The organism is Streptomyces sp. NPDC053367 (assembly GCF_044545925.1).
Classification (GTDB): domain Bacteria; phylum Actinomycetota; class Actinomycetes; order Streptomycetales; family Streptomycetaceae; genus Streptomyces.
On record NZ_JBITYN010000002.1, the window covers coordinates 1 to 26,773 of the forward strand.

At 73.1% G+C, this 26,773-nt stretch carries 26 protein-coding genes and 1 pseudogene; 11 read left to right on the forward strand and 16 right to left on the reverse strand.

What is annotated here, in order from left to right; all coding sequences use genetic code 11:
- A partial coding sequence (locus ACIGXJ_RS06460; RefSeq protein ID WP_399642163.1) for a maltotransferase domain-containing protein occupies positions 1 to 1,071 on the reverse strand: 1,071 nt, incomplete at its 3' end.
- A gap of 112 nt (positions 1,072 to 1,183) precedes the next feature.
- On the reverse strand, positions 1,184 to 1,486 hold the full coding sequence (locus ACIGXJ_RS06465; RefSeq protein WP_399642164.1) for a DUF5133 domain-containing protein: 303 nt from the start codon (positions 1,484 to 1,486) through the stop codon (positions 1,184 to 1,186).
- A gap of 263 nt (positions 1,487 to 1,749) precedes the next feature.
- Here ACIGXJ_RS06465 and ACIGXJ_RS06470 point away from each other — a divergent pair, with 263 nt between their 5' ends.
- Both ACIGXJ_RS06470 and glgX read left to right on the forward strand, forming a co-directional pair.
- Positions 1,750 to 2,262 carry a pep a2 gene (locus ACIGXJ_RS06470; protein ID WP_399642165.1) on the forward strand — a complete coding sequence of 171 codons (513 nt, stop codon included), beginning with the start codon at positions 1,750 to 1,752 and terminating at the stop codon, positions 2,260 to 2,262.
- Positions 2,259 to 4,406, forward strand: coding sequence for a glycogen debranching protein GlgX (gene glgX / locus ACIGXJ_RS06475; protein ID WP_399642166.1), 2,148 nt, complete (start codon positions 2,259 to 2,261; stop codon positions 4,404 to 4,406). The genes ACIGXJ_RS06470 and glgX overlap by 4 nt, the downstream gene beginning before the upstream one ends.
- Before the next feature lie 88 nt (positions 4,407 to 4,494).
- On the opposite strand, the gene ACIGXJ_RS06480 is transcribed toward glgX, so the two are convergent.
- Positions 4,495 to 5,292: a VOC family protein gene (locus ACIGXJ_RS06480; RefSeq protein ID WP_399642167.1), complete on the reverse strand. Its 798-nt coding sequence runs from the start codon at positions 5,290 to 5,292 to the stop codon at positions 4,495 to 4,497.
- A 136-nt stretch (positions 5,293 to 5,428) separates the two neighbouring features.
- Here ACIGXJ_RS06480 and ACIGXJ_RS06485 point away from each other — a divergent pair, with 136 nt between their 5' ends.
- Positions 5,429 to 5,761: an ANTAR domain-containing protein gene (locus ACIGXJ_RS06485; RefSeq protein WP_399642168.1), complete on the forward strand. Its 333-nt coding sequence runs from the start codon at positions 5,429 to 5,431 to the stop codon at positions 5,759 to 5,761.
- A gap of 10 nt (positions 5,762 to 5,771) precedes the next feature.
- Here ACIGXJ_RS06485 and ACIGXJ_RS06490 read toward each other — a convergent pair whose 3' ends face one another.
- Entirely contained in the window at positions 5,772 to 6,563 is a 792-nt protein-coding gene (locus ACIGXJ_RS06490) for an RNA polymerase sigma factor SigF (RefSeq protein WP_399642169.1), read from the reverse strand.
- Positions 6,564 to 7,006: 443 nt separating this feature from the next.
- On the opposite strand from ACIGXJ_RS06490, the gene ACIGXJ_RS06495 reads away from it, so the two are divergent.
- The gene (locus tag ACIGXJ_RS06495; protein WP_399642170.1) at positions 7,007 to 7,522 is read left to right on the forward strand and encodes a hypothetical protein; all 516 of its coding nucleotides are present in this window, start codon (positions 7,007 to 7,009) and stop codon (positions 7,520 to 7,522) included.
- A 19-nt stretch (positions 7,523 to 7,541) separates the two neighbouring features.
- Here the strand turns inward: ACIGXJ_RS06495 and hemC are convergent, their stop codons facing one another.
- The 4 genes from hemC to ACIGXJ_RS06515 all read right to left on the reverse strand — a co-directional run bounded on the left by hemC (position 7,542) and on the right by ACIGXJ_RS06515 (position 11,530).
- Positions 7,542 to 8,477 (reverse strand): hydroxymethylbilane synthase, encoded by a 936-nt coding sequence (gene hemC / locus ACIGXJ_RS06500; protein ID WP_399642171.1) that lies wholly within the window; start codon positions 8,475 to 8,477, stop codon positions 7,542 to 7,544.
- Between the two features lie 79 nt (positions 8,478 to 8,556).
- The gene (locus ACIGXJ_RS06505; RefSeq protein WP_399642172.1) at positions 8,557 to 9,573 is read right to left on the reverse strand and encodes a questin oxidase family protein; all 1,017 of its coding nucleotides are present in this window, start codon (positions 9,571 to 9,573) and stop codon (positions 8,557 to 8,559) included.
- 85 nt (positions 9,574 to 9,658) lie between these two features.
- Positions 9,659 to 10,435 carry an NPP1 family protein gene (locus ACIGXJ_RS06510; RefSeq protein ID WP_399642173.1) on the reverse strand — a complete coding sequence of 259 codons (777 nt, stop codon included), beginning with the start codon at positions 10,433 to 10,435 and terminating at the stop codon, positions 9,659 to 9,661.
- Between the two features lie 114 nt (positions 10,436 to 10,549).
- Positions 10,550 to 11,530 (reverse strand): ATP-dependent DNA ligase, encoded by a 981-nt coding sequence (locus ACIGXJ_RS06515; RefSeq protein WP_399642174.1) that lies wholly within the window; start codon positions 11,528 to 11,530, stop codon positions 10,550 to 10,552.
- A 133-nt stretch (positions 11,531 to 11,663) separates the two neighbouring features.
- On the opposite strand from ACIGXJ_RS06515, the pseudogene ACIGXJ_RS06520 reads away from it, so the two are divergent.
- Positions 11,664 to 11,918 (forward strand): annotated as a pseudogene (locus tag ACIGXJ_RS06520) (helix-turn-helix transcriptional regulator); the annotation flags it as partial.
- Between the two features lie 44 nt (positions 11,919 to 11,962).
- Positions 11,963 to 12,421: a peroxiredoxin gene (locus tag ACIGXJ_RS06525; RefSeq protein WP_399642175.1), complete on the forward strand. Its 459-nt coding sequence runs from the start codon at positions 11,963 to 11,965 to the stop codon at positions 12,419 to 12,421.
- An 11-nt stretch (positions 12,422 to 12,432) separates the two neighbouring features.
- On the opposite strand, the gene ACIGXJ_RS06530 is transcribed toward ACIGXJ_RS06525, so the two are convergent.
- The gene (locus ACIGXJ_RS06530) at positions 12,433 to 12,870 is read right to left on the reverse strand and encodes a cupin domain-containing protein (RefSeq protein ID WP_399642176.1); all 438 of its coding nucleotides are present in this window, start codon (positions 12,868 to 12,870) and stop codon (positions 12,433 to 12,435) included.
- 111 nt (positions 12,871 to 12,981) lie between these two features.
- On the opposite strand from ACIGXJ_RS06530, the gene ACIGXJ_RS06535 reads away from it, so the two are divergent.
- Positions 12,982 to 14,010, forward strand: a complete 1,029-nt coding sequence (locus tag ACIGXJ_RS06535) for an alpha/beta fold hydrolase (RefSeq protein ID WP_399642177.1) — start codon at positions 12,982 to 12,984, stop codon at positions 14,008 to 14,010.
- 19 nt (positions 14,011 to 14,029) lie between these two features.
- Here the strand turns inward: ACIGXJ_RS06535 and ACIGXJ_RS06540 are convergent, their stop codons facing one another.
- From ACIGXJ_RS06540 to ACIGXJ_RS06560, 5 genes are all read right to left on the reverse strand, one after another.
- Positions 14,030 to 14,629, reverse strand: coding sequence for a DNA polymerase ligase N-terminal domain-containing protein (locus ACIGXJ_RS06540; RefSeq protein ID WP_399642178.1), 600 nt, complete (start codon positions 14,627 to 14,629; stop codon positions 14,030 to 14,032).
- 99 nt (positions 14,630 to 14,728) lie between these two features.
- Positions 14,729 to 16,231 carry a metallophosphoesterase family protein gene (locus ACIGXJ_RS06545; RefSeq protein ID WP_399642179.1) on the reverse strand — a complete coding sequence of 501 codons (1,503 nt, stop codon included), beginning with the start codon at positions 16,229 to 16,231 and terminating at the stop codon, positions 14,729 to 14,731.
- Between the two features lie 205 nt (positions 16,232 to 16,436).
- Complete coding sequence (locus tag ACIGXJ_RS06550) at positions 16,437 to 17,636, reverse strand: glycoside hydrolase family 64 protein (RefSeq protein WP_399642180.1); 1,200 nt, start codon at positions 17,634 to 17,636, stop codon at positions 16,437 to 16,439.
- A gap of 170 nt (positions 17,637 to 17,806) precedes the next feature.
- The gene (locus ACIGXJ_RS06555; protein WP_399642181.1) at positions 17,807 to 18,577 is read right to left on the reverse strand and encodes a dienelactone hydrolase family protein; all 771 of its coding nucleotides are present in this window, start codon (positions 18,575 to 18,577) and stop codon (positions 17,807 to 17,809) included.
- A 221-nt stretch (positions 18,578 to 18,798) separates the two neighbouring features.
- Positions 18,799 to 19,419: an L-threonylcarbamoyladenylate synthase gene (locus tag ACIGXJ_RS06560; protein WP_399642182.1), complete on the reverse strand. Its 621-nt coding sequence runs from the start codon at positions 19,417 to 19,419 to the stop codon at positions 18,799 to 18,801.
- Between the two features lie 26 nt (positions 19,420 to 19,445).
- On the opposite strand from ACIGXJ_RS06560, the gene ACIGXJ_RS06565 reads away from it, so the two are divergent.
- The 4 genes from ACIGXJ_RS06565 to ACIGXJ_RS06580 all read left to right on the forward strand — a co-directional run bounded on the left by ACIGXJ_RS06565 (position 19,446) and on the right by ACIGXJ_RS06580 (position 22,756).
- On the forward strand, positions 19,446 to 19,790 hold the full coding sequence (locus tag ACIGXJ_RS06565) for a hypothetical protein (RefSeq protein ID WP_399642183.1): 345 nt from the start codon (positions 19,446 to 19,448) through the stop codon (positions 19,788 to 19,790).
- Between the two features lie 44 nt (positions 19,791 to 19,834).
- Positions 19,835 to 21,304, forward strand: a complete 1,470-nt coding sequence (locus tag ACIGXJ_RS06570; RefSeq protein ID WP_399642184.1) for a PucR family transcriptional regulator — start codon at positions 19,835 to 19,837, stop codon at positions 21,302 to 21,304.
- A gap of 351 nt (positions 21,305 to 21,655) precedes the next feature.
- The gene (locus tag ACIGXJ_RS06575; RefSeq protein WP_399642185.1) at positions 21,656 to 21,892 is read left to right on the forward strand and encodes a hypothetical protein; all 237 of its coding nucleotides are present in this window, start codon (positions 21,656 to 21,658) and stop codon (positions 21,890 to 21,892) included.
- A 123-nt stretch (positions 21,893 to 22,015) separates the two neighbouring features.
- Positions 22,016 to 22,756, forward strand: coding sequence for a Type 1 glutamine amidotransferase-like domain-containing protein (locus tag ACIGXJ_RS06580; protein ID WP_399642186.1), 741 nt, complete (start codon positions 22,016 to 22,018; stop codon positions 22,754 to 22,756).
- A gap of 2 nt (positions 22,757 to 22,758) precedes the next feature.
- On the opposite strand, the gene ACIGXJ_RS06585 is transcribed toward ACIGXJ_RS06580, so the two are convergent.
- Positions 22,759 to 23,586 carry a chitosanase gene (locus ACIGXJ_RS06585; protein ID WP_399642187.1) on the reverse strand — a complete coding sequence of 276 codons (828 nt, stop codon included), beginning with the start codon at positions 23,584 to 23,586 and terminating at the stop codon, positions 22,759 to 22,761.
- A 119-nt stretch (positions 23,587 to 23,705) separates the two neighbouring features.
- Positions 23,706 to 26,507, reverse strand: coding sequence for a SpoIIE family protein phosphatase (locus ACIGXJ_RS06590; RefSeq protein ID WP_399642188.1), 2,802 nt, complete (start codon positions 26,505 to 26,507; stop codon positions 23,706 to 23,708).
- Positions 26,508 to 26,773: the final 266 nt, after the last annotated feature.

A 26,773-nucleotide genomic window follows, 5' to 3' on the forward strand; every position in this document is an offset into this window, starting at 1 on the left:
GTCGGCGTCGAAGGCTACGGGGTAGATGTCCTGGTACTTCTTCGGCGGGTTCTCCGCGTACGCGATGGAGCCGTCGGGGCGGTGGTGGAACCACTCCGGGTGCTTGTGCACCCAAGGGTGGTCGGGGGAGCACTGCAGCGCGAAGTCCAGCGCGATCTCCAGCCCGTGCGCTTCGGCTTCGCGTACGAACCAGGCGAAGTCCTCCGCCGTTCCCAGCGCCGGGTGGACGGCGTCGTGACCGCCCTCCGGGGAGCCGATCGCCCAGGGCACGCCCACGTCCTCGGGGCCCGCGGAGAGGGTGTTGTTGGGGCCCTTGCGGTGGGTGGTGCCGATCGGGTGGATCGGCGGCAGGTAGACCACGTCGAAGCCCATCGCCGCGATCGCGGGCAGTCGGCGCGCGGCGGTGCGGAACGTGCCGTGGGGCTGGTGCGGGGTGCCCTCCGAGCGGGGGAAGAACTCGTACCACGAGCCGTACAGGGCCCGTTCACGCTCCACCAGCAGCGGCATCGGCTCCGAAGCCGTCACCAGCTCCCGCAACGGATACCGCGCAAGCACCTCGTCGACGTCCGGTGTCAGCGCCGCGGCCAGGCGGGTCGCGACCGGGAGCGAGTCGTCGCGCAGCAGCTCCACCGCCGCCAGCAGCGCCTTGCGCCGCGGGCCCCGGGGGACGCCCGCGGCGGCCCGCTCGTACAGGTCGCCGCCCTCCTCCAGGACCAGGCCGGTGTCGATGCCGGCCGGGACCTTGACGCACGCGGTGTTCCGCCAGGTGGCGACGGGGTCGCTCCAGGCCTCCACGTGGTAGGTCCAGCGGCCCGGCGCGCCCGGGGTGACCTCGGCGCCCCAGCGGTCGCTGCCGGGGGCCAGTTCGCGCATCGGCGTGAAGGGACCGGGCCGCCCGTCGGGGCCGGTCAGGACGACGTTCGCCGCGACGGCGTCATGGCCCTCGCGGAACACCGTGGCGGTGACCTGGAACGTCTCTCCCTCCACCGCCTTGGCCGGACGCCGGCCGCCCTCCACCACCGGGTGGACGTCGCGAACCGGGATGCGGCCGATGGTCTCGGGCGCGCTCATGGGTCTCTCCTCCGCCGTGCTCGACGCCGGCCTGTCGGCCGCTGCTGGGTACTGCCGGTACTGCCGGTACTGCCGGTACTGCACCGGGAAGCGGCTGCCTCCGTGTGTGGGGCTACCTTCCCGCGGTGGTGCGCCGGGCCGTGAACGGCAGTCGGCGTGTCCGCCGGTGCGGGTGCGGCCGACGGGTCTGCTCCGGCTCGCAGGCGAACGCGGCCGCGCCCTGGCGCAGAAAGCGTTCGGCGGCTTCGGCGGCCTCCCGGGCGCAGCGCTTCCCCATGAGCACGCACAGCGTGTATCCCGAGTCCTCGAAAGTGGCGCGCACCGTGCGGTCGGCCGGGGCCGCGAGCATCAGGCGCTCCCAGGCCCGGTACCGCCGCAGCTGCCGGGCGACTTCGGCTTCGGCGGGTAGCAGCATGGCGGGGTTCACCTTCCGGGGGCCGCGAACGGCGCCGTCCCGACGGTCGGGGGCGCTCGGGGCCTTCACTCATGGTGCACGCACGACGACCCAGCGTCTTGTTGGAGCTTCAACGAGTGTCCGGCGTGTCTCGTGTTGCACGAATGGACTAGCGCGTTCACAGTGGAGGTCACTCAGGAGCGATCGGTGCTCACGCTTCGTGCTCGGGGCCGGTTCGCGAGATCCGGAGCGGCGAGAGCCTGGCCGGTGAGGAGCAAACGACGATGAAGACCGCAGTGCCCTGCTACTACCACCTCGACGTGGAAGTCAGCCCGGAACGCGTCGGACAGGTCGGACGCATCCTGGCAGCCCATCTCCGCCACTGGGACCTGGACACGATCGTGGAACCCGTCCGCCGCGCGGCCGAACTGCTGCTGAGGGCGATCGACGAGCACGCGACCGACAAGCGCACCTCCATCGAGATGTGGTGGAACGGCCAGCATCTGATCACCGCCATCGGTGAGAACGACTGCGATCTGCGCCCCGACCAGGACCTGCGCGACTGCCTGGAGCACCTCGCCGCGACCAGTGACGGCTGGGGCTGCTGCGCCACCGACACCGGCAGCAAGGTGATCTGGTTCTCGCAGCGGGCCCGCGCCGGCGAGCGCGTGCCGCTGGTGCCGACCGTGCCCGCGCCGAACCTGCGCGAGGTGCTCCAGGTGCCCCGCGAGGTCCCGGCCGCGCTGCTGGCGGGCCTCGTCCGCGACGCCGAGGGTGTCCTGGAGGACGCCCGGTGACCGGGCGAAGGACCCGCAGGGACGGGGTGTCCGCATGGAGCGGGCACCCCTACCCGTTGGGCGCCTCCTACGACGGCCAGGGCACCAACTTCGCGCTGTTCAGCGAGGTCGCCGAACGCGTGGAGCTGGTGCTCTTCGACGACGCGGGGCAGAGCCGGAGCGTGCCGCTGACCGAGGTCGACGGCTTCGTGTGGCACGGCTATCTGCCGGGGATCGGCCCCGGCCAGCGCTACGGCTACCGGGTGCACGGACCCTGGCACCCCTCCCTCGGCCAGCGCTGCAACCCGGCCAAGCTGCTGCTCGATCCGTACGCCACCGCCGTCGACGGGCAGATCGACAACCACCCCTCGCTGTACGAGCGCTCGGCGTCCGGGCCCGACCCGGCCGACAGCGCCGGGCACACCATGCTGGGGGTGGTCACCGAGCCCTGGTTCGACTGGGGCGAGGACCGCCCGCCGAGGCGGCCGTACGCCGACAGCGTCATCTACGAGGCGCACGTCAGGGGCCTGACGCGCACGCACCCCGATGTGCCGCCGGAACTGCGCGGCACCTACGCCGGTCTCGCGCACCCCGCGGTCGTCGACCACCTCGTCTCGCTCGGGGTGACGGCCGTCGAGCTGATGCCGGTGCACCAGTTCGTGCAGGACGGCGTGCTGCGCGACCGCGGCCTGGCGAACTACTGGGGCTACAACACGATCGGCTTCTTCGCCCCGCACAACGCCTACGCCGCCCACGGCACGCGCGGCCAGCAGGTCGCGGAGTTCAAGTCGATGGTGAAGGCGCTGCACGCGGCGGGCCTGGAAGTGATCCTCGACGTGGTCTACAACCACACGGCCGAGGGCAACGAGAAGGGCCCGACCCTGTCCTTCCGCGGCATCGACAACGCCTCCTACTACCGTCTGGTCGACGGCGACTGGAGGCACTACTACGACACCACGGGCACCGGCAACAGCCTGCTGATGCGGCACCCCTACGTCCTTCAGCTGATCATGGACTCACTGCGGTACTGGGTCACCGAGATGCATGTCGACGGCTTCCGCTTCGACCTCGCGGCGACGCTGGCGCGGCAGTTCCACGAGGTGGACCGGCTGTCGGCGTTCTTCGACCTGATCCAGCAGGACCCGGTGATCAGCAGGGTCAAGCTGATCGCCGAGCCGTGGGACGTCGGCGAGGGCGGCTACCAGGTGGGCAACTTCCCGCCGCTGTGGTCGGAGTGGAACGGGCTCTACCGCGACACCGTGCGCGACTTCTGGCGCACCGAGGAGAACACCCTCGCGGAGTTCGCCTCCCGGCTGACCGGGTCCTCCGACCTGTACCAGCACAGCAGGCGCCGGCCGCGTGCGAGCGTCAACTTCGTCACCGCGCACGACGGTTTCACGCTGCGCGACCTCGTGTCCTACAACGACAAGCACAACGACGCCAACGGCGAGGGCAACCAGGACGGCGAGAGCGCCAACCGGTCCTGGAACTGCGGGGTGGAGGGCGAGACCACCGACCCCTCGGTGCGGGAGCTGCGCGGCCGGATGCAGCGCAACTTCCTCGCCACGCTGCTGCTGTCGCAGGGCATCCCGATGATCCTGCACGGCGACGAACTCGGCCGCACCCAGCGCGGCAACAACAACGCCTACTGCCAGGACAACGAACTGTCCTGGGTCGACTGGGAGCTGACCGACGAGCAGAGCGATCTGCTCGAGTTCACCCGGCGGCTGATCGAGCTGCGGGCCGGGCACCCGGTGCTGCGCCGCCGTCGCTTCTTCCGCGGCGAGACGGTCACCCACGCCGGGCAGCCCCTGCCCGACCTGGTGTGGCTGGCGCCGGACGCCGCAGAGATGACCGAGGGCGACTGGCAGCGCCCCGACGCGCACTCCGTCGGCGTCTTCCTCAACGGCGACGCGATCGCCGAACCCGACCCGCAGGGCCGCCCGGTCGTGGACGACTCCTTCCTGCTGCTGCTCAACAGCTACTGGGAGCCGGTCGAATTCAAGCTCCCCGACGCCACGTACGGCGAGCGCTGGACGGCCCTGATCGACACCGCCGACCCGCAGGGCGTCCCGGACGAGACCGAGTACAAGGCGAACACGGTGGTCCCGGTCGGCGCCCGTGCCCTGGTCCTGCTGTCCCGCCCGTCCCGCGGGACACGCTGACGCGGCCGGCCCGGCGAGGCGCCCCCGGACCCGGCCGCGGGTCCGGGGGCGCCTCGCCGTGTGGTGCCGGTGACGCGGGCGGCCAGGCTCAGCGTTCCCGGTGCGAGGTGACGGTGAACTGCGCCCCGTCCGGGTCGCGCAGGACGGCGTCGTCGGCGCCCTTGCCGAGGACACTGCCGCCGTGCTGTTCGGCGGCGCGGGCGCAGCTGGTGACGTCGTCGACGGCGAAGTGCACCTGCCAGTGGGGGCGGATGGTCGGGTCGGGGGCGGCTTCGAGGGCACCCGACTCGATCCGGGCGACGATGTCGCCGCCGCTGCGCAGGACGACCTCGTCGCCCTCGTAGTGGACCTCGCAGCAGCCGGGACGCGCCGTGGCCCACTCCAGGACCTCGCCGTAGAAGATCGCGGCGTCGAAGGCGTCGCGGGTGTGCAGCCGGATGAAGGCGGGGGCGGCGCGGCGCCAGGAGTCCCAGTCCGTGATCAGCTCGCCCTCCCAGATCCCGAAGGTCGCGCCGTCGCGGTCGGCGAGCAGGGCCGCCCGGCCGGGCGGGAAGGAGATCGGGCCGACGGCCGTGGTGCCGCCGCGCTCCTGGGCGCGGGCGACGGCGTCGTTGGCGCTGGCGACCGCGAAGTACGGGGTCCAGGCGACGGCCATCTGCCACATCGTGGCGACCCCGGCGATGCCCGCCACCGGTGCCCCGTCCGCCAGGGCGATCCGGAACCGGTCGCCGAGCTTGGCCGACCGCCACCGCCAGCCCAGTACGGCGCTGTAGAAGGCCTCGGTGGCCGGCAGGTCGCGACTGGTCAGGCTGACCCAGCAGGGCGCGCCGAACACGGAGTGGGTGGTGACGACCTCTTTTGCGGAGGGTGTCGGGTGGTCGTTCATGGCACTCGTCCTGGGGTCGTGGGGCGCCGGCCTTGATGCTGCTCCCAGTGTCCGACGTGAACCGGTTGCGCCGCCTGCCGAACACCCGCCGAGTACCCCGCTGGCGTGTGCCCGGCCGGAGCAGGAATATGAATCCGTGGCAGACGGACCGGGCGAACCCGCGGACGAGACCGATCGGATCATCGAGCTGCAGGAAGAGGTCCAGCAGCTCAAGGAGGCTGTGACCTCGCACGCCGTGGTCGACCAGGCGATCGGGATGATGGTCGCGCTGGGGCGCATCGCGCCCGACCAGGGCTGGACCGTGCTCCGCGAGGTCTCGCAGCACACCAACGTCAAGCTGCGCACCGTCGCCGAGCTGATCCTGCTGTGGGGGCGTGCGGGGGAGATCGCCCCGGAGATCCGCGCCGAGCTGGAGGCGGCCCTCGACCGCCACGGCCCGACGCAGATCCCGGGTGCTCCCTCCGAGTGAGGTCCGCTGCTCACCGGACCTCGGCGAGCAGTTCCTCGCGCAGGTGGGCGAAGCAGCCGCTGAGCAGCCGTGAGACGTGCATCTGCGATATGCCGAGCTGCTCGGCGATGGAGCTCTGCGTCATGCCCTGGAAGAAGCGCAGGTAGAGAATGGTCCGCTCGCGCTCGGGCAGGGCTTCGATGCACGGCTTGACGGCGACCCGGTCGACGACGATGTCGTAGCTCGGGTCGGGACCGCCGATGGCGTCGCCGAGGGCGTAACCGTCGGTGCCGGGCATCTCCGCGTCGAGCGAGAGCGCGGAGAAGCACTCCAGGGCCTCCATACCGGTGCGGACCTCGCTCTCGGTGAGATCGGCGTAGGCGGCGATCTCGGCGACGGTCGGCGGCCGGCCGGGGGTGGTCTGGGAGAGTTCCTTCGTGGCGCGCCGGACGCGATTGCGCAGGTCCTGGACGCGACGGGGGACGTGGAGCGTCCACATGTGGTCACGGAAGTGACGCTTGAGTTCTCCGGTGACCGTCGGTACCGCGTACGCCTCGAAGGCGTGACCGCGGGCCGGGTCGTAGTGGTCGACGGCCTTCACCAGTCCGAGGGCCGCCACCTGATAGAGGTCCTCCAGTGCCTCGCCGCGGCCGCGGAAGCGGACGGCGATGCGCTCGGCCATGGGCAGCCATGCCCTGACCAGCTCGTCCCGGAGTGCCTCACGCTCGGGCCCGGCGGGCAGCTGCCGCAGCCTGTCGAAGGCCTCGGCGGTGTCGGGGGCGTCGTCGTGAGGGTGTTGCCTCGTTCTGCCGGTGATACGCACGATGCGCACCTCCCTGGGCAGGTAGGTGCCGTATGGGGACTCACCGTGGGGGGTGCGGGCTCGTACTCGCGGAGACACCGGGGGCCGAGCGGGCGGACTCCCACGGATGTGCCTCCGTTCCGAAGCACTGAGATGCGGATTCCCTGTGGAGACACAGACGAAACGCATTTCATGAATGATTCTACGCCCCGCAATCAGGCGACTCCACACGGAAAGGTTACAAAAGGGAAAGAAGGTCCGCTCGGTGTGCCGGGGAGGACGGGGAACGTGATGTGCAGCACGCCGCCTGTGACGGCCCGGACGGCCGCGGCGGCGTTCTGCCTGGGCAGCGCTTGATCGCCGATCATGACCCCGAAGGCCCCTGCCACCGCGCATTCCGCTCATTTGACAGTGCGATCGGCCCACGGATAGGAAGCACGTCTGGGGAGTCGAGAGGGTGCATTGTGTGCGAGCCGAACGTGGTCGGTGACTGGCAGGAGTACGACGAGCATGCCGGTCTGCGCGTCCGCGTCCACCGTCTTGAGCGGTCCGAGCCGCCGCGCGGCCGTGACGACGCCGCCGAGGGGCTGACCTACTTCAGCGTCCGCGTGACCGTCGAGAACCGCGGGGAGCGCCCGCTCGGCATCCATCTGGAGGACGGTCAGATCGACGTGCGCATCGGCCCCGACGGCGAGGGCGCCTTCCTCGACTGGCGCAACTCCCAGTTCGTCGAGGGCTTCGACGTCTACCCGCTGCGCCGGGCGACCGCCGTGCTCTACGCCGCCGGGCCCGAGGCCGCGCTCACCCAGATCGACGTGCAGATCCAGCTCCGGGTGGACGAGGAGTGGACCGGGCGCCACCTGTGGGCGGGCGGCCTCGGCCTGCACGAGAGCCACGGCACGCACACCGGCCCCGGCTGCGGCGTCGCCCACCAGGTGAGCGCCTTCCTGCGCGACCAGGCCGAGGAGGGCACCGCCTGAGCGGCGCCCCGCCGGCGCCTCAGTGCGGGATGCCGTCGATGATCTCGCGCGCGCCCTGCCGCAGCAGCGCGACCGCGACGGACGTGCCCAGCGTGGCCGGGTCCAGCCGGCCCGCCCACTCGTGGGCGTTCAGCCGGGTCTTGCCGTCCGGGGTGAACACGCAGGCCCGCAGGGACAGTTCACCGGTGCGGTCGACGCGCGCGTAGCCCGCGATCGGGCTGTTGCAGTGGCCCTGCAGCACATGCAGGAACATCCGCTCGGCGGTGGCCTCCCGGTGCGTGGCCGGATCGCCGAGTGCGCTCACCGCGTCGATCAGGGCGGTGTCGCCCTCCCGGCACTGCAGGGCGAGGATGCCCGCGCCGATCGGCGGCATCATCGTCTCCGGCGACAGCACCTCGCTGATCACGTCCCGGCGCCCGATCCGCTCCAGGCCCGACACCGCGAGCAGCAGCGCGTCCGCCTCGCCCGCCGCCAGCTTCTCCAGCCGGCGGTTGGCGTTGCCGCGGAACGGCACACACTGCAACTGCGGGTGAGTCGCCGCCAGTTGGGCGATCCGGCGCACCGACGAGGTGCCGATCCGGGACCCGGCCGGCAGTTCGTCCAGGGTCAGTCCGTCCGGGTGGACCAGGGCGTCGCGGATGTCGTCGCGCCTGAGGAACGCGGCGAACACCGTGCCCGCGGGCAGCGGCCGGTCGGCGGGCACGTCCTTGACGCAGTGCACCGCGAGGTCGGCCTCCCCGGCCAGCAGCGCCGCGTCGACCTCCTTGGTGAACGCCCCCTTGCCCTCGACCTGGGACAGATCGCCGAGCCACTTGTCGCCGGTGGTCTTCACCGGCACCACCGTGGTGCGGACGTCGGGGTACAGCGCGGCCAACTCGGCGCGGACACGCTCCACCTGGGCCAGCGCCATCGGCGAGTCCCGGGAGACGATCCGGATCAATTCGGGTACGGACATGCGCCCACGATAGTGGCCCGGGACCGGGCGACGCAGGCCGCTCGCCCCACGTCGCCCCCCGAAGCAGCCGCGGGCTGCCTCACACCAGCGGCCGGCTCAGCTCGATCGAACGCTGCGCCGCGGCGAGCGCCCGCTCGTCACCGACGTCGAGGGCGGTGTCGGTGAGCTTGATGACGTGCTCGTCGCCGTGCGCGAGGGCGCGTTCGACCACCTCCTCGGCGGTGAGCCGGGCCGGCGGGGTGTAGTCGGCCGGCGCGTCGGGCGCGTACATCGCCGTGACCGCCGCCGACGCGGTCCACGCCGCGTGCAGGCTCGGCACCCACAGCTCGCGCGGCAGCGCGTCCAGCGTCCGCAGCACGGCGTTGGGGGCGGTCGCCGCGTGCACGAGCATGGTCTCGTCGCCATGGCCGTGGGTGGCGTAGCGATGGGTGGCCGCGCGCACCAGCTCGCTGAGCCGCTCCTTCGCCGTGTCCGGGTCGGTCACCTCCCGCGCCCACAGCGGCAGTCGGCGTACGGCGGCCAGCCGGGCCGGATAGCCGCCCTCGGGTGACTCGATGCCGGGCACGAGGTCCAGGCTCTGCGCTGCGCTCGCGGCGCCGGGCAGCGGCTGGATGCCGGTCACGGGGAGGTGGCGGGCCGCCCAGTAGCCGAGCGCCTGGGCGAGTTCGGCACGGCGCGGCGCGTTGTCCTCGGCCTCCAGGGCCCGTACGGCGTGGCCGACCCGGATGACGCCGTGCGTGGCGGCCGCGTACAGGCCGGGCAGCAGGCGCGGCCACCACTCGGCGAGCACGGCCCGCCAGGGACGTTCGGCCAGGGCGCGGGAGAAGTAGGCGATCCAGTCGGCGGCCCGGCGCGGATCGCCCAGCGCCGCAGGCCAGTTGTCGTCCGTGACGGGTTCCGTCGGTGCCGGGAACTCCTCGAGCCGGTCGCCGTACAGGTCCAGCCAGCGGTGCACGGCCCCTGCCTGCCCGTGCGCGGCCAGTGCCTCGGCCACCATGGGCGCGTGGTTGCTGAGCCAGCCCCGGAACTCCGGACCGCGGGTGTGGAGGCGTTCGAAGGCTTCGTCGAGCCGTCCGCTCGTGTCGTGGGCACTCATGGCCGCGATGCTAGGCGGCCCCGCACCGCGGCGGCTCGGGCCCGCGACCCAGACGGAGGCGGACCCGAGTCCTAGGCCGGACGGCTCAGGCGTAAGGGTCGAACGGGATGCCGGACGGCTTCGCCGAGGCCAGGTGGAAGGCGAAGCTGCCGTCCTTGAGGCCGAAGTGGGCGCTGCCGAAGTCGTAGGAGACGAGCTTGTCGCGGATGCCGGCCGGGTAGCCGTTCCAGCCGACCAGCGGCGGGTACTGCCAGGTGTGCTTGTGGTTCTCGGGCGGCTCATCGTTCGCGTTGGCGGCCCGGAAGCAGTGGGTGCTGATGCCGTCCTTGTGGTAGACGACCTTCGCGTGCGTGCCGTCGAAGCGGATCTGGGAGGCGGCGTGCACGGTGAACGAGCCGTGGTTGGACGTCGAGACGTACTTCACCTGGTTGTCCTGCACCCACACCGCCACATGCTCCCAGTCGTGGCGGTGGCCGCCGATGCTGGTGCCGGGGAGTGCCTGGTCCTTCTCGAAGTACAGGCCGTACAGGATGCCGCACCAGCCGTTGTTGCACTTGTAGCGGGAGTAGCCGTTGGTGTTGTCCAGGTCCCAGGAGTCACGGCACTGGCCGTTGAGGGCGCCGGTCGGGTTCAGCCCGCTGTTGACCGTCCCGTCGGGGCCGATGGCCGCGGTGGAGTAGCAGCCGTCGGTGTCGTAGTCGTAGGCGGGCTGGAACGTCTGTTCCAGGCCGTCGGCGTTCGCGGGCAGCGCCTGCGGCGGTGCGGCAAGGGCCGTGCCCGGGAAGGCGACGACCAGGGCGACGGCCCCGGCCGGTACGGCGAGCCATCTTCTGCGGGGCCGGGCGGACCTCGGTGACGACACTGCGTCCTCCTTCAACAGGCGTGGGGGGAAGGGCAGTTCAGCATGGCGCCGATTCCCGGGCACGCCAAGAGGCCGCAGGTGTCACAGGGGTGAAGAACCGTCCGACACGGCGTGTCAGACGACGTCGTCGGGCAGGTCCGCCGAGGACTCCTCCGGTGTGAGGTCGGGCCGCAGCCGCAGCCACGACGGCTGGCGCAGCATGCCCGAGCGGGTGCGGGTGCTGAAGCGGACCTCGCCGACCAGGCGGGGCCGCACCCAGTGCGCGCCCGGCGTCCGTGGGACCGGGTCGAAGGGGCACACGTCGGTGGCCTCGGCGCGCAGCAGCTCGGCCAGTTGCTCGCGCTCTGTCTGACTCCAGCCGGTGCCCACCCCGCCCACGTAGCGCAGCCGGCCCCCCGCCCGCTGGCCGACCAGTACCGCGCCCGGCAGTCCGGTGAGCCGCCCCTTGCCGGGCAGCCAGCCGCCGATGATCACGTCCACGCCGGTCATGTTGCGGATCTTGATCCAGTTCCGGGAGCGCACACCCGGTTCGTACAGCGAGTCCAGCCGCTTGCACACCAGCCCCTCCAGGCCGTGCTCGCGGGTCGCCCGCAGGGCCTGTTCGCCGTGGCCGACCAGCGCCGCGGGCGTCGACCAGTAAGGGCCCCGCAGCCCGAGATCCTCCAGCAGGGTCCGGCGGCGCCGGTAGGGCAGGCGCAGCAGGGAGCGGTCACCGAGGTGCATCACGTCGAACAGGGCGAGGTGCACCGGCGCCTCGGCGGCCTTGCGCGCCGCGCGGGCCGGGGCGTGGGCGAGGCCCATCCGCGCCTGCAGCATCTGGAAGTCCGAGCGGCCCCGCTCGTCCAGCGCCAGCACCTCGCCGTCCAGCACCGCGGCGGTGCCGCCCAGCGCGGCTCCCAGCGCCCGCAGCTCGGGGTAGGCCGCGGTGATCTCCTCACCGGAACGGGCCCGCAGGACCAGGCTCCCGTCCCCGGGCAGGTAGACCACCGCCCGCTGCCCGTCCTGCTTGGTCTCGTACGCCCAGCGCGTGTCCTGCGCGGCGGGCGGCAGCGTGCCGGGCGTGGCGAGCATGGGGGCGATCAGCGGCAAGGTCACGGCTTGACATGTCGACACCGCCGGGGCCGGGCATACGCCCACGGGTCGGGTTTCCCCTGAAAGGGGGCCGCCCAGGAGCGGCGCGCCCCTCCCCGGCGGACGCCCTCACCCGCCCCCGGGCTCCGTCAGCCGCCGCACCCTCGCCGAACTGGGTGCCGCGACCGGCGCCTGCGAGCGCGCCCTCAGCCGACTCTTCCGTACCGGACTAGGCATGACCTTCCCGCAGTGGCGCACCCAGTCGCGCCTCTACCACGCCCTGCGCATGCTCGCCGAGGACACCCCGGTGACCACCGTGGCCCACCGCTGCGGCTGGTCCTCCGCGAGCGCCTTCATCGACGTCTTCCGGCGGTCTTTCGGCCATACACCGGGGGGCCGGGACCGCCGGTAATACCGTCGAGTAGGGTGGCGCGGCAGGCCACCGGAGGAGGAAACATGGGCGCGCACCCCCAAGTCGGCGACACCGTCGAGGACTTCGCGCTGCCGGACGAGACGGGCGCCGCGCGCAAGCTGTCCGAGCTGCTGGCCGACGGGCCGGTGGTGCTGTTCTTCTACCCCGCCGCCCTGACGCCCGGCTGCACCGCCGAGGCCTGCCACTTCCGCGACCTGGCCGCCGAGTTCGCCGCGGTCGGCGCGACCCCGGTGGGCATCAGCGGCGACACCGTGGACCGGCAGGCGGAGTTCGCCGGGAAGCACGCGCTCGGCATGCCGCTGCTGTCCGACGCCGACGGGTCGGTCCGTGAACGCTTCGGCGTCAAGCGGGGGTTCAGCCTCGCCCCCACCAAACGCGTCACCTTCGTCATAGGGCGCGACCGCAAGGTGCTGGAGGTCGTGCGCAGCGAACTGCGCATGAACACCCACGCCGACCGCGCCCTCGCCGTCCTGCGCGGCTGAAGCGGGCGGGCCTACTCGAAGGGGCAGCCGGGGTTGGCCGCGTCCCGGGAGAACGGCGCCCCGTGCGGGAGCACGTACAGCACCTCCAGGACGACCGTCGTCGTCCCCAGATTGCGGCCGATGTGGACGTCCCCGGCCGGCTCCTCGACGGTCGAGCCCCGCGGATGGACGCCGTCCGAGGCGCACGTCGCGTCGAAGTGGCTGAGGGTGCCCTCCTTGACGTAGCCGTACAGCGGGCCGTCGTGGAAGTGCCAGCCCGTCGACTGGCCCGGCGGCACGGTCACCTCGCGCAGGATGTAGTCGGTGTTCCCGACGGTGGTCTGCGCGATGACCCGCCCCGTCACACCGGGGCCCGGCGGGGTCGCCTCGGCCGCACCTCCGGCGAGGACGGCGGCCGAGGTGAGCACGGCGGCGGTGGCGAGGCGGAGCGCGGTGCGGCGGCGGGGCATACGGAGGCCTCCTGACCTGTCGGGGACACGACGAACAAGGCACGCAGCCCGAACATAGGCGCAGGACGGGCGCCTCCGGGCCGGAATCCGCACATCAGGGATACTGGCCTCGTGCGGCTGCTGCGGAGCAAGGCCACGGTGACCGTCTGCCTGGTGCTGGCGGCCCTCGCGGGCTGCACCGACGGCGACGGCACCGCCGACCCGGCCCCCACCCGAGCGGACAGCTCCACCCCCACCCGCGCCGGGACCCCCACCCCCACTCCCTCCCCGGTCGACCCCGTCTCCATCCCGGGACTCGCCGCCCGCGACCACCGGGGCACCGGCCTGCGCACCCGCACGGTCCTGGCCCGTACCGACGCCTACACGCGCTACGCCGTCACCTACCGCGCGAACGGCCTGAGGATCTCCGGGATCATGAACGTCCCGCACGGCAAGGGCCCCTTCCCCGCGCTCGTGCTGGCGCACGGCTACATCGACCCGGCCGTCTACACCAGCGGCCGCGGCCTGGCCAGGGAACAGGACCGGCTGGCCCGCGCGGGCTATGTCGTGCTGCACACCGACTACCGCAACCACGCCGGCTCCGACCGCGACCCCGACAACGACGTCGACCTCCGGCTCGGCTACACCGAGGACGTCATCGGCGCCGTGCTGGCGCTGCGCGGCTCGGGCCGCCCGGAGATCGACGGCGACCGGATCGGCCTGCTGGGCCGGTCCATGGGCGGCGGCGTCGTCTACAACGTGCTGGTCGTCGCACCCGGACTGGTCGACGCGGCCGTGGTGTTCGCACCGGTCAGCTCCCGCCCGGAGGAGAACCTCGAGCGTTTCGGGCGCGGCACGGGCGACCCGCTGACAGCCGCGGTCGAGGCCGAGCACGGCAGCCCCGAGGAGAACCCGGACTTCTGGCGGGCGGCCTCGCCCGTGACGTACGTCGACCGGGTCACCGAGCCCCTGCTGATCCACCACGGCACCGCCGACGTCGTCTGCCCGCCGCGGTGGTCGAAGGAGACGGCCGCCGCGTTCGAGGCGGCCGGCAAGGACGTGGAGCTGCGGACCTGGCCGGGGGAGGGGCACACCTTCGGACCGCGCTGGGCGGACTCGATGGACGTGACGGAGGCGTTCTTCGCACGGCGTCTGCGGTGAGGAGGGGCCACGACGGGCGTCAGCCCTCCGCCTCGACCTGCCCCAGCGTCCGCCCCGTCCGCACCGAGCGCGCCCGCCGGGGGTCGGGGGCGCCCTGTCCCTTCGGGCCCTTCGCCGCCTTCACCAGCAGCCATGCCTCGCGCTCGCCGTCGTCCCCGCCGCGGAACCGGGTCAGCGCGTACTCGCCGTGCAGCTTCGAGCCCTTGAGCCGGAAGGTGGCGTGCCCGCGCTCCAGGGACTCGGCGAAGTCGACGGGCCGGCCCCGCCGGTCGTGGCTGAGCGGCTCGTACGTGCCGTGGTCCCAGACGATCACCGTGCCGCCGCCGTACTCGCCGGCCGGGATGACGCCCTCGAACTCCTCGTACTCCAGCGGATGGTCCTCGGTCGGCATCGCCAGCCGCTTGTCGTGGGGGTCGGCCGACGGCCCCTTCGGCACCGACCAGGACTTCAGCACGTCGTCGACCTGGAGCCGGAAGTCGAAGTGCATCGTGCTCGCGTCATGGATCTGCACGACGAAGTGCGGCTCGTCGCCGTCCGGCGCCTCACGCCCCTCGGGCTCCGCAGTCCGGGAGAAGTCGCGCTTGCCGCGGTACGCCCGCAGCCGGTCCTCGTCAGCCACCGGTGAGCCTCCTTCCGAACGCCCCGGGTACCCGGGCGACCTGCGCTGTACCCATTGACCAGGGTCACGGACAGGAGTGAGGCCCGGCGGTCGGCTCGCTCACCTCAGCGGGATCGTCACCTCGTCCTCCACCGGCGGTTCCAGTTCCTGGGCGCGGTTGCCCGTCGCGGCATGGCAGCGCAGGCGGATCTCGTCAGGGGAGACGTCCAGGCGCAGGAAGCTCTTGAAGAAGGGAGGGCTGTACGTCGCCGAGCCGGGGGACAGAAGGTCCGTGTACGCCTTGCGCACCGGCAGGCGGAAGCGGGTGCCCCTGTCGGGACGGCGGCCCGTGCCCAGGAGGGACGCGACCAGGCGGGCGCGGCGGGTGACGCGGGTCGTCGGCTGCGGCGAGCGCCCCGGGGTGATCTCCAGGCGCTTGGACACGACGGCTGTCGCCTCGGCCTCGGTCAGGGTGAAGAAGCGGGGCAGCCGCAGGCGGCGGCCGTAGAGCGCGCTGTAGAAGGCGAGCGAGTCGCCGCGCAGCGGATAGCAGCGGAACTCCTGCTCGGTCACACCGCCCACCGACACGCGCGGGATGGTGTGGGTGGCGTGCATGAAGGACCCGCCGCCGCCCGCGACGACGTACTGGACGGTGCGGCCGTCCACGTCCACCGGATAGCGCTGGTAGTTGTGGATGTCGCCGCCTATCGCCGCGACATAGCGGTTTGCCGGGTCGCGGACGATGTCGTCGACCGTCCCGCCGCCCTCGATCCGGCAGGGGTGGTGCTCGCCGTCCACGTACAGCGGCCGCCCCGTGATCAGGATCTTCGGGCGCGGGTCGCGGGACACCTCCCGCAGCCAGGCTCCCTGTTCGGCGTCGAGGGTGCCGAGCAGTCCGGTGTCGATGCCGACGATGCGTATCGGCCCGGCGTCGATCGCCCAGTACGGGCCGGGCTGGACGGCCTGTTGAGCCGTGTCCGAGCGCAGTTTGCGTGCCGCGGCGAGGAGTTCCTCGTCGACCGGGCTCGGCCGGTGCCAGAGGAGGGAGCGCAGCCAGGCCCGGGTGAGGGGGCGGGGCGCGGGCTCGGCGGGCAGCGGCGGGGCGTCGTCGCAGAAGACCCGCATGAAGCCGGTGAGGTCCTCGTACCAGTCGTGGTTGCCCGGTATCGCGTACACCGGCGCCCGGTAGTCCTGGTACGGGCGGAAGAACTTCGCGGCGTAGTCGTCGGTGGCCCCGACCGGATAGATGACGTCGCTGGCGACGACCGCGAACCGCGTGTCCTGACCCACCCTCAGCATGCCCGGTACGACGGCGTACTGCGGCTCGTGGCCCTCGCCGGTGTCGCCGATCACGAGGAACGAGAACCGGTCCGGGTCGTCGCGCCGGATCACCCGGTCCGCCGGGGCCCCGGCCGCCGCACGCTGGGCCGTCCAGCGGGCGCGGGTGCGGCCCGTGGGGTCGCCGAACAGGGAGGCGAGCGCCCCGTTGCGGGCGCCCCACATGGTGCGCGGGTCCAGCCAGAACAGCTTCTTCGGCCTGGGCGGCATCAGCCGCTTGTACTCGCCCGGTTCGGCGGCGCCCCAGCCGGCGCCCCTGGCGGTCTCGCGTGAGGATTCGGACACGCGTGCACCGTAACAAGGCGATCGGAGCGGGGGGAGCCGGACCTGGGTCGTCCTCGTCTGCGGTCGGTCGACAGGGCCGTGCGACACCGGAGGTGAGGCCGCCGGGGGCGTCGGTGGTCGGAAGGGTCGCGTCCACCGTGGCGGGGTGGGCCGCGACCGCCGGCCGCCCACGGGATCGGTGTGGGCGGCCGGGCGGCGCCAAGGGTCAGGACAGCGGATCCAGGGTGAGGTACGCCTGGAGCGGGTTGCCGTCGTGGACCAGCGACTCGTGGTGGCCGACGTCGTCGAACGCGAACGCGTACGCCTTCCCGTCCACCATCCGCGCGTGGATGATCCGCGCGTAGTGGTTCGTCACCGCGTCCTGGTAGAAGCCGGCCGACGAGGTGTCCGGCTGGTTGGTGTTGGTCAGCAGCGTCGACCGGTTGAAGCCCGCGCACAGGGTGCGGGAGATCGGGCCGCGCACGGCGTCGTTGGGGGCGTCGAGCAGCCGGTGGCAGCCGAAGACGCTCGCTGCGTCGGGCTTGGTGAAGCTGGTGACCACGGCCCCGGAGGAGTTGGTGAAGTTCATGACGCCGCCCGAGACCCGGCCGTAGTACCTCGTCCCCGGCTGGTCCGCGAACGGCGTGACCGTGAGGGTCGTCGTGGCGTACTTCTGCCAGACCCGGTTGACGTAGTCGTCCAGGACGTTCGCGGGCAGCGCCCCCGTCTCCAGGCCGTACGCGGGCGACAGGGCCCGCAGCACGGTCCCGTCGGACCGGGTCTGCACCAGGTTGCCCCAGCCTCCCGGCTGGGCGCGCAGTGCGGCGAACACCCCGCTGTAGCCACCGGACTTGAGGCGCCCGGTGCTCGCCACGCTGCCGTCGGCGCGCTGTACGCCGACCGCGTAGGGAGCGGAGAACATGTCCACCTGGGTGCTGTTGAGCCACAGGCCCGAGTCGTTGAGCGTGTACTCCGACCAGTTGAAGAGGATGTTGCGGTTCGGGTCGGACGGGTTCTGCACGGCCGGCTGCACCAGGCCGCCGGTGGCCAGCTTGAACACCAGCTTCTGGCCGTAGGAGAAGTAGATCCGCCCCGACAGCTTGGGGATTCTGATCGTCTTCGACTGTCCGGCCCCCGGGCCGGGGATGGACGCGTCGGGCGCCGGGATCGGCGGGTTGCCGCCGGCCGGCCAGGGATGGAAGGCACCACTGGCGTCGGCCCAGCCCTGCTGACCGGTCGTCAGGGAGGTGCCGAGGACGTACACGTGGACCGCTTCGCCGCGGCCCGAGTTGTTGGTGAGCTTCAGCGGGATCGTGCTGGGCACCGCCGCGTCCGCCGTCGACGGTCCACCGACCGTGAGGAGGGTGCCGAGCAGTGCCGCCGCCGCGGCCACAACGGGCAGGCGGCGTCGGAGGCTTGCGAACATGCTGCGTCTCCGTGCGTCGTGATCGGGTGGGGGGCAAAGTTGGTCCGGACCACTGTGAGAGCGCTCTCAGATTGGCGTGGGGGTGCGAGCATGTCAATGACTGCGGCACAGTCGCCGCCGCACAGCGCCCGGCCGCTCCCGGGTCGGCCCCCGCCGCGCCGTCCCCCGGCCTACGTCAGGGTCCGCCCCAGCAGATCGAGCAGGGCCGACCAGTGCCGGGCGTCCGCCTCGGCGTCGTAGGCGTGGCAGTCGGCCTGGGTGAAGCCGTGCGGGGCGCCCGCGTACACCTCGCTTCGGTGCCGTACGCCCGCCGCGGTCAGGGCCTGCCCAAGGCGCGCGATCTGCTCGGCGGGCATGACGGGGTCGGCGTCGGCGTGTCCGAAGTAGAGCTCGGCGGTGATCCGGCCGGCGAGGAGGTGCGGACTGTCCGGTGTGTCGGCCGCGAGCCGGCCGCCGTGGAACCCGGCCGCGGCCGCGACCCGCTCCGGGTAGGTGCCCGCTGTCAGCAGCGACAGCCGGGCGCCCATGCAGTAGCCGGTCACACCCACGGGTCCGTCCGCGGCCGCGGGGGAGTCGGCCAGCGTGCGCAGGTACGCCTCCGCGTCCCGCATGCCCTGATACGGCGTCAGACTCCGCAGGATCGGGCCGAGATGCTCGAACAGCGCGTGCTCGGCCGACTCGTCGATGAACTCGGGCAACGGCACCACGGGGGCGCGGCCGTGCCGGTGGAACACGTTCGGCAGCAGGACCGTGTACCCCGCCGACGCCAGCCGCTCCGCCATCGACAGCAGCTGCGGCCGCGGTCCGAACGCGTCCATGTACATCAGCACCCCGGGGTACGGCCCGCCGCCGGCCGGGTGCACGAGAAACGCGTCGGCCGTGCCGTCCCCGGTGGGGATGTCCAGGGCCGCTGTCTCGATCGCCCGTTCCGCGGCGGTCATGGCGGTGCCTCCTTGCACGGTCGGCGGGGAGCGTCTCGCCGGCCGGGGTGCCGGGCTCCGGCGGTCATAGTGGCACGCGCTGCGCCCGGCGCGTGCGCGGGGGCGCGCCCGGTGCTGTCGCCGGCACCCACGGGGCGCGCTGTTCCCGGCACCGGCGGGGCGCGCTGTTCCCCGGCGCCTGCGGGGCGCGCTGTTCCGCCACCTGCGCGGGCCCGGTCCCGCTACTCGAACCGGGAGACGTCTCCCGCCCCGCGGCGTACGATCTCCGCCTCGCCGCCCGAGAAGTCGATCACCGTCGTCGGCTCGGTGCCGCACTCGCCGGAGTCGACGACGCCGTCCAGCACATGGTCGAGGCGGTCCTTGATCTCCCAGCCCTGGGTCAGGGGCTCGTCCTCGTCGGGCAGGAGCAGGGTGCTGGACAGCAGCGGCTCGCCGAGCTCGGTGAGGAGCGCCTGGGTGACGACATGGTCGGGGATGCGGACGCCGACGGTCTTCTTCTTCGGGTGCTGCATCGCGCGCGGCACCTCCTTCGTCGCCGGGAGGATGAAGGTGTAACTGCCCGGCGTCGAGGCCTTGATCACCCGGAAGACGTCGTTGTCCACGCGGACGAACTGGCCGAGCTGCGCGAAGTCCTGGCACACGAGGGTGAAGTGGTGCCGGTCGTCCAGCCGGCGGATGGAGCGGATGCGGTCGATGCCGTCGCGGCTGCCCAGACGGCAGCCCAGCGCGTAGCAGGAGTCCGTCGGGTACGCGATCAGCGCGCCGCCGCGGACGCTGTCGGCGACCTGGGAGATGGTGCGCGGCTGGGGGTTGTCGGGGTGCACGTCGTAGTACTTCGCCATTGCCCGAGCTTATGCCCGACGGGAGCGTGCGCCGCGCATCCCGGCTGTGGGCCCGCGAGACCCTGTCGGCACAGCGGCGCCCCGACCGGTCCTCCCGTCGACTCGCGGACGCGCAGTTCCGGCGTGAGTGCCTCGGACGCCGTCTCCTCGCCGGCGATGCGCCGCAGCGGCAGGGCGACCGCGCGGCGGCCCCGTTCGTCGAGGTACCGGTGGACCAAGTGGTCGGCGACGTGCTCCCCTTCGACGGCTGCGCCGCCGGCCTGACCCCGGTGGTGCTGAAGACGTGGAGCACCACCGACTCTGGGGCGGAGGTCGCCTGCAGCCGGGAACTGCGCCGACGTCCCCGACGTCTTCCCAGGTCCCTGAGGTAACGTCCGAACGGATCAGGGCCGTACGACAGGCGAGGAGGGGCGGCATGGCCGGCCGCGGCAGCGGAGCGCGGGACTGCGGGCGGTCCGCCTGGGCGGAGGAGCTGCTGGGCCATCTGCGGCCGACGGGCCGCGACCTCGGCCGGGTCGCCGACTGGCTCGCGAGGACCGTGGACGGGGCCGTCTGCCTGCGCGGCCACGACGGCACCCTGCTCGCCGGACGTCCGGTCGCCCTGGACGACGCGCTCGCCGCGGACGTCGGCGCCGGACGCATCGCCTCGGCGGCCGTGGAGGACGCCGGACGCCATCTGCGGCTGGTCCGGGTGGAGCGGCCGGGCCCGCAGCCGGCCGCCGTCCTGGCCGTGTCCCGCACCGCACCCTTCGACCGCCGCGCCTTCGACATCGTCACCCACACCGCGGCCGTCGTGGAACTCCTTCTCGGCGCGGGCGAGTCCGCGCTCGCGTCCCGGCGCCTCGAACGCGCCGCCGACGACCTGCGCCTCGCCATCCTGCAGCTGCTCATGGTGGAGGACACCGTCTCGGCCCGCAGGGTCGCCGCGGGCCTGTGGCCCGGACTGCTGGACACCGACACCGCCCGCGTCTACGTCGTCGAGAGCCGGCCCGAGGACCGCGACCGGTTCGCCGAGGACTGCCTCGACGCCACCGGCGAGCGCGCCCTCGTCGTGCGCTGCCCGGCGGTCGACGCCCATGTCATCGTCGTCGTCCCCGACGACGCCGCCGCCGAGCGGCTGCACGCGCTCGTCGGCAGCCGCGCCGGCACCTTCCTCGGCGGCAGCCGGCGGCACAGCCTCGCCCGTACCGCCACCGCGTACGGACAGGCCGTCAGCGCCCTCGCCGTGGCCCGCTTCCGCCCCGACAAGGCCGCCCTGTACGCCGAACGCACCCACCCCGAACGCCTCCTGGACCCCCGCGCGCTGCACACCTGGGCCGCGCGGCTGCTCAGCCCGCTCGACGGTCTCGCCCACCACACACGCGCCGAGCTGCTCGCCACCACCCGCCTCGGCCTGGAGTTCACCGCCGTCAGCGCGGCGAAGGTCCTCGGTGTCAGCCGCAACACCGTGCGCGCCCGCATGGAGCGCGTGGAGGGCCTGCTGGGCGCCGACTTCTCCGACCTCGGAGTCCGCGCCGCCGTCCATCTCGCCCTGAACTCCCAGGCCGGCCTGACCGAACAACCACCGCCGCGGCAGGAACCCGCCCGCACCGCGTTCGGCGACCTGCTCGCCGACCCCGCCCTGCGCACCTGGTCCCGCGCGCTGCTCGCCCTGCTGGACGGCGACGGCCGTGATCTGCGCCGCACGCTGCGCGCCTGGCTGGCGGCGGGCGCCAACGCCGAGCGGGCCGCGCAGACACTCGGTGTGCACGCCCAGACCGTGCGCGACCACGTACGCGGCGCCGAGCCCGTGCTGCAGCGCCAGCTCCTCGCCTCCGGAAGCGACCTGTACGAGGTCGTCCTGGCCCACCTGGCGCTGGGCGACCTTCCCCCGCCGGTGCTGTAGCCGTGCCCGGGGCGGCGAACCGGGAGCATCCGGGCGGCCCTGTGCACAGGTGAGTCCTCGCGGCTCCGGACCGGGCATCGACACGCTTCCCAACCGGCGGACCACGCACGTAGGTTCGGCGAGCCGCAGGGGCGCGACCGGCACGGGGGACCGGTCGGCCCCTCGGCGCCCGGCCGGGCCCCGCGGCCGCCCAGGAGCGCGGTGGGCCCGCCTCCGGCGATCTTCCGCGCGGACGGTGTGTACGGCGCGGGTGCGGGTACTCGGCCCGCGCCGAAATGATCCGTCACGCCCGGTGACACGACGACCCGGGACCGGCGGAGAAGCACCGAGATCCGCGAAGTGGAGGGCCGCATGACGAGTGGCACCGAGACCGGCCAGGTGACCGGTACACAGGACAAGGACTACAACCTCATCTGGTACGTGGAGGCCTGCCTGAGCAACGCCCTGCGTCTGGAGACGTACATCCAGGACGCCGAACGCGACAAGGACAACGAGGTCGCGGACCTGTTCCGCAAGGCGCAGGCGGACAGCCGCAAGGGCGCCGAGCTCGGCAAGGAACTTCTGCGCTCGCGCCTCGCGGGCGGCTGACGCCTCCCATCCGACGAGCCCGGCCCGTGGAACCGGCACGGACCGGGCCTTCGTCGTGCCCGGCGCCCGCGCACTCCGTCGGTCGCCGCGATCCCGGCCGGAGGCGGCCGATATGATCAGTTCATGACAGCCCCGGAACCGACCGTCCTCGCCACCTCCGGCGGCCACCGCATGGGCCGGCGGACCCGGCTGCTGTTCGACTCCCTGGTCCACCACGCCGTCGACCTGTCCGGCGTGCACGGCCGCCGCCCCCGCGTCCTCTACGTCGGCACCGCCATCGGCGACGCCGAGGCCACGGCCGCCCGGATGGCCGAGGCGGCCCGGGAGGCGGGCTTCGACCTCACCCCGCTGCAACTGTTCCCGATGCCCAACCTGGACGACATGGAGGGCGCCGTCCTCGACAGCGACGTCGTCTGGGTCATGGGCGGCTCGGTCGCCAACCTGCTCGCGGTGTGGCGCGTGCACGGACTGGACCGGATCATGCGCCGCGCCTGGGAGGCGGGCGTGGTCCTCAGCGGGGTGAGCGCGGGCTCGATCTGCTGGTTCCAGGGCGGCACGACGGACTCCTACGGGCCCGGACTGCGCCCCGTCACCGACGCCCTCGGCCTGCTGCCGTACGGCAACGGCGTGCACTACGACTCCGACCCGGGCCGGCGCCCGCTGATGCACCGGCTCGTCGCGGAAGGCACCTTCCCCGAGGCCCACTGCACCGATGACGGGGTCGGCCTCGTCTACCGGGGCACACGGCTCGTCGAGGCCGTCACGGAGATCCCCGGCAAGGGCGCCTACGTGGTGCGCGGCGAGGGCGGCGAGGCGGTGGAGGAGCGCATCGAGCCGCGCCTGCTCCCCGCCGCCCCCGGCTGACGTCAGCCGATGTGGTAACTGTCCCCGTACACCTGCCAGTCCAGCGGGGTGTCCAGGTCCAGGTTGCCCGTGCGCAGGAAGACCCGCTGGGCGGTGTCCACCCGGCTGGTGTCGCTGTGCGCCTCCTCCTGCCTCATGGCCCACACCCGCGCGTCGAGGAACGCGTGCAGGTAGCGCACCTCGTCACCGCCGTGCGACGGCGGCTGGGCCGAGCGCAGCGCCCGGGCGCGGATGCTGCGGAACGAGGTGGGGTCCGTGCCGTCGCCGTGCATGACCAGGGCGTCGTAGTAGGCGAACTGGCCGAGGGCGCGCAGCCCGTCCGCCCTGCCCTGCCGTACGGCGGGGTCGAAGTAGACGCGGTCGCGTTCGTCGTCCTGGGCCTGCCGGAACGCCCCGTCCCGGGCGGCCAGGCGCCAGTCGCCCGGGTAGCCGGGGTCGAGGCCCTCGTGCGAGTCGGTGCCGTCGACCTCGCGCAGGGCGGGCAGATAGCGGGCCAGGGCGTTGCCCGGGCGGCGCGCGGTGTACAGCTCGACCAGGTCGAGCATGTCGCCGGTGCCGGAGCAGAAGCCGATGATCCCGGCGGTGTATCCGCGGCCGTCGCCGATGTCCTCGATGTACTTGTACTGGGCGCGCCAGTCGAGGGAGGAGTTCTCCGCGCTGGAGACCAGCTGCATGGCGATCTCCTTCTTCGCGGGGTCGTCCAGCCCCGCGGCGCGCTCGGGGGCGGCGTACGCGCGGGGTGAGCCGGGCAGCGGGGCCGACGCCAGCGCGGCGCCGAACAGGGCGAGCAGGGTGCGGCGCGAGGCGCTCGCGGTCGTGAAGGATCGCATCACGGGGCTCCGATTCCGTGTGGGGGCGGGGAGTTGAGCGGGTTCCGTGTTGCCGAACTGATAGTAAGGTTTCCTATCAGACTCGTCGGGGCTTGACCACACCCCTTGCGAGAACTCCCTCACGGCAGCGGCTGCTCCGCCCAGATGACCTTGCCGTCGGCGACATAGCGGGTGCCCCAGCGCTCGGCGAGCTGCGCGACCAGGAACAGGCCGCGCCCGCCCTCGTCGGTCATCGCCGCGTACCGCAGATGCGGGGCCGTGCTGCTGCTGTCGAACACCTCGCAGATCAGGGTGCGGTCGAACAGCATCCGCACCCGGATCGGCCCGGCGCCGTAACGGATCGCGTTGGTCACCAGCTCGCTGAGGATCAGCTCCGTGGTGAACACCAGCTCCTCCAGGCCCCACTCGTCCAGCCTGCGGGTGACCGCCGCGCGCACCCGCCCGACCTCCGCCGGGTCGGACGGCACCTCCCACTCGGCGATCCGGTCCGCCGCCAGCGCCCGGGTGCGCGCCACGATCAGGGCGATGTCGTCGCCACGCCTGGCCGGCAGCCGGGCGTCCACCACCGTCCGGCAGGTCTCCTCCGGCGACGGCCCCGCCTGCCTCAGCGCCTCGCCCAGCAGTTCGAGGCCGACGTCGATGTCGTGCCCCCGGTCCTCGACCAGCCCGTCGGTGTACAGCACCAGCCGGCTGCCCTCGGCGAGCTCCACGTCCGCCGTCTCGAACGGCAGCCCGCCCAGGCCCAGCGGCGGCCCCACCGGCACGTCCATGAACTCGACCTCGCCGTCCGGCCGTACCAGCGCGGGCGGCGGGTGACCGGCCCGCGCGATCGAACAGCGGCGCGCGACCGGGTCGTAGACCGCGTACAGGCAGGTGGCGCCCGTCACCGGCGCGCTGCCGCCCTCCTCCGCCTCGTCCTGGTCGATGCGCGCGACGAGTTCGTCGAGCAGCGACAGCAGTTCGTTGGGGGCGAGGTCCAGCGCCGCGAAGTTGTGCACCGCCGTGCGCAGCCGGCCCATCGTCGCCGCCGCGTGCAGCCCATGACCGACCACGTCGCCCACGACGAGCGCCACCCGCGTCCCGGACAGCGGCAGGACGTCGAACCAGTCGCCCCCGACGCCCGCCTGCGCGGGCAGGTACCGGTAGGCGATCTCCAGCGCGGACTGCTCCGGCAGGGAGCGCGGCAGCAGACTGCGCTGCAGCGTGACCGCCATGGTGTGCTCACGGGTGTAGCGGCGCGCGTTGTCGATGGCGACCGCCGCCCGGGCCGCCAGCTCCTCCGCGAGGGCCTGGTCCTCCTCGTCGAACGGCTCCGGCTGCTCACAGCGCCACAACGTGACCAGCCCCAGGATCAGCGAACCCGCCCGCAACGGCACCGTGATCAGCGAGTGGATGCCGTACTCCACCACCTGCCCGGCCCGCTCCTGGTCCTGCTCCTGCCAGCCGTACGCCTGCCCCAGGTCGGCCTCCACCACGGACTCTCCCGTGGCGAGGGCGCGGGCCTGCGGGGAGGTGGGCACGAACCGGATCCGCTCGCCCACCGGGAACAGCGGCACGTCCTTGCGGATGCCGCTCAACGCCGTGCGGCGCAGCTCCGTGCCGGCCTCCGGCTGCTCACCGCCGAGCACCGCGTCGAAGAGGTCCACGCTGACGAAGTCCGCGAACCGCGGCACGCTCAGCTCCGCCAGCTCCTCCGCCGTGCGCGACACGTCCAGGCTGCCGCCGATGCGCACCCCGGCCGCGTACAGCAGGTCCAGCCGCTCCCGGGCCAGCTCCGCCCGCCCCGACAGCGCGCGCAGCTCGGTGGAGTCGCGCAGGGTGGCCACGCTGCCGGCCGGGCCGCCCGCCAGATCGGTGGGCCGCTGGTTCACCGCGAGCAGCCGTTCGCCGACCAGGTGCACCTCGTCCGTGGCCATCCTCGCCGAGGCGAGCAGCTCGGCGGTGTCCGGGTCCAGGCCGAGCTCGCTCACCTGCCGGCCCTCGGCGTCGGCGGGCAGGTCCAGCAGCCGGTGCGCCTCGTCGTTGGCGAGCAGCAGCTCCCTCTCCGCGCCGACGATGATCACGCCCTCGCGCACCGAGTGCAGCACCGCGTCGTGGTGCTCGTACATCCGGGTCATCTCGTCCGGGCCCAGGCCGTGCGTCTGGCGCAGCAGCCGTCTGCTCACCAGCGCCGTACCGGCCAGCGCGAGCGCCAGGGCGGCCGCCGCCGCGCCCAGCACCAGCGGCAGCTGATCGTTGGCCGTGCCGCCCACGCGCGCGGTGGTGATGCCGGCCGACACCAGACCGACGACCGTGCCGTCGTCCGCCTTGACCGGCACGACGGCCTGCACCAGGCGGCCGATGGTGCCGTCGATCTCCTCGACCACGGTGCCGCCGGCCTGCGCCGGGGCGATGTTCCCGACGAACTTCTTGCCGATGCGGTCCGGCTTGGGGTGGGTGTAGCGGATGCCGTCGGGATCGGTGACGACGATGAAGTCCACCTCGGAGGCCAGCCGGGCCGCCTCCGCGCGCGGCTGCAGCACCGCCGTCGGGTCCGGGGCGGCCAGCGCCTCACGCGTGCCGGGCGCGTTGGCGAACGTCTCCGCCACCGCGAGCGACCGGTGACGGGCCTCCGTCGTGGTGTCCACCCGGCCCTGCAGCACCAGCGCCGCCACCGCCGCGACCACCAGCAGCAGCACGATGACGACCTGGAAGACGAACACCTGCCCGGCCAGGCTCCGGCCGCCGAGTGCCTCCCGCAGACCGAACCCGCCCCGACGACGCGCGCCGGGAGCCGCGACCCGCCGCCACCGCGGCCGGTCCGCCGCGTGCCGGGCGCGCCGCTCACCCATCGGACGAGCACTGCCGGGCGCCCGCACCGCGCGCCCGTTCCCGAGACGACGGGCCGACCGACTCCCGGACCGCCCCACAAGCCGGACCATGAGCCATGTCTACACTCCCGAGCCCGGCTAGGCGAGGGGTGCTCCTGATCGGGGCGAGGCGTGTCCGCGGACACCGGGGCTGTGCCGGGACGGCAGGTCGTCGGTGGTGCGCCTGTGCGGCGGGTCGGGCTCGTGTCGCCACGGGTGGGGGGCGGGACCTCGGGTGGGGGTTCGCCGGGTCGCGGGGGTCGGTGCGGGGTGGGCGGCGATCCCACGTCCGGGCCCGGTGTGGGTGTTGGGCTGGGCGGGGCGGCCTCTGCGCTGTG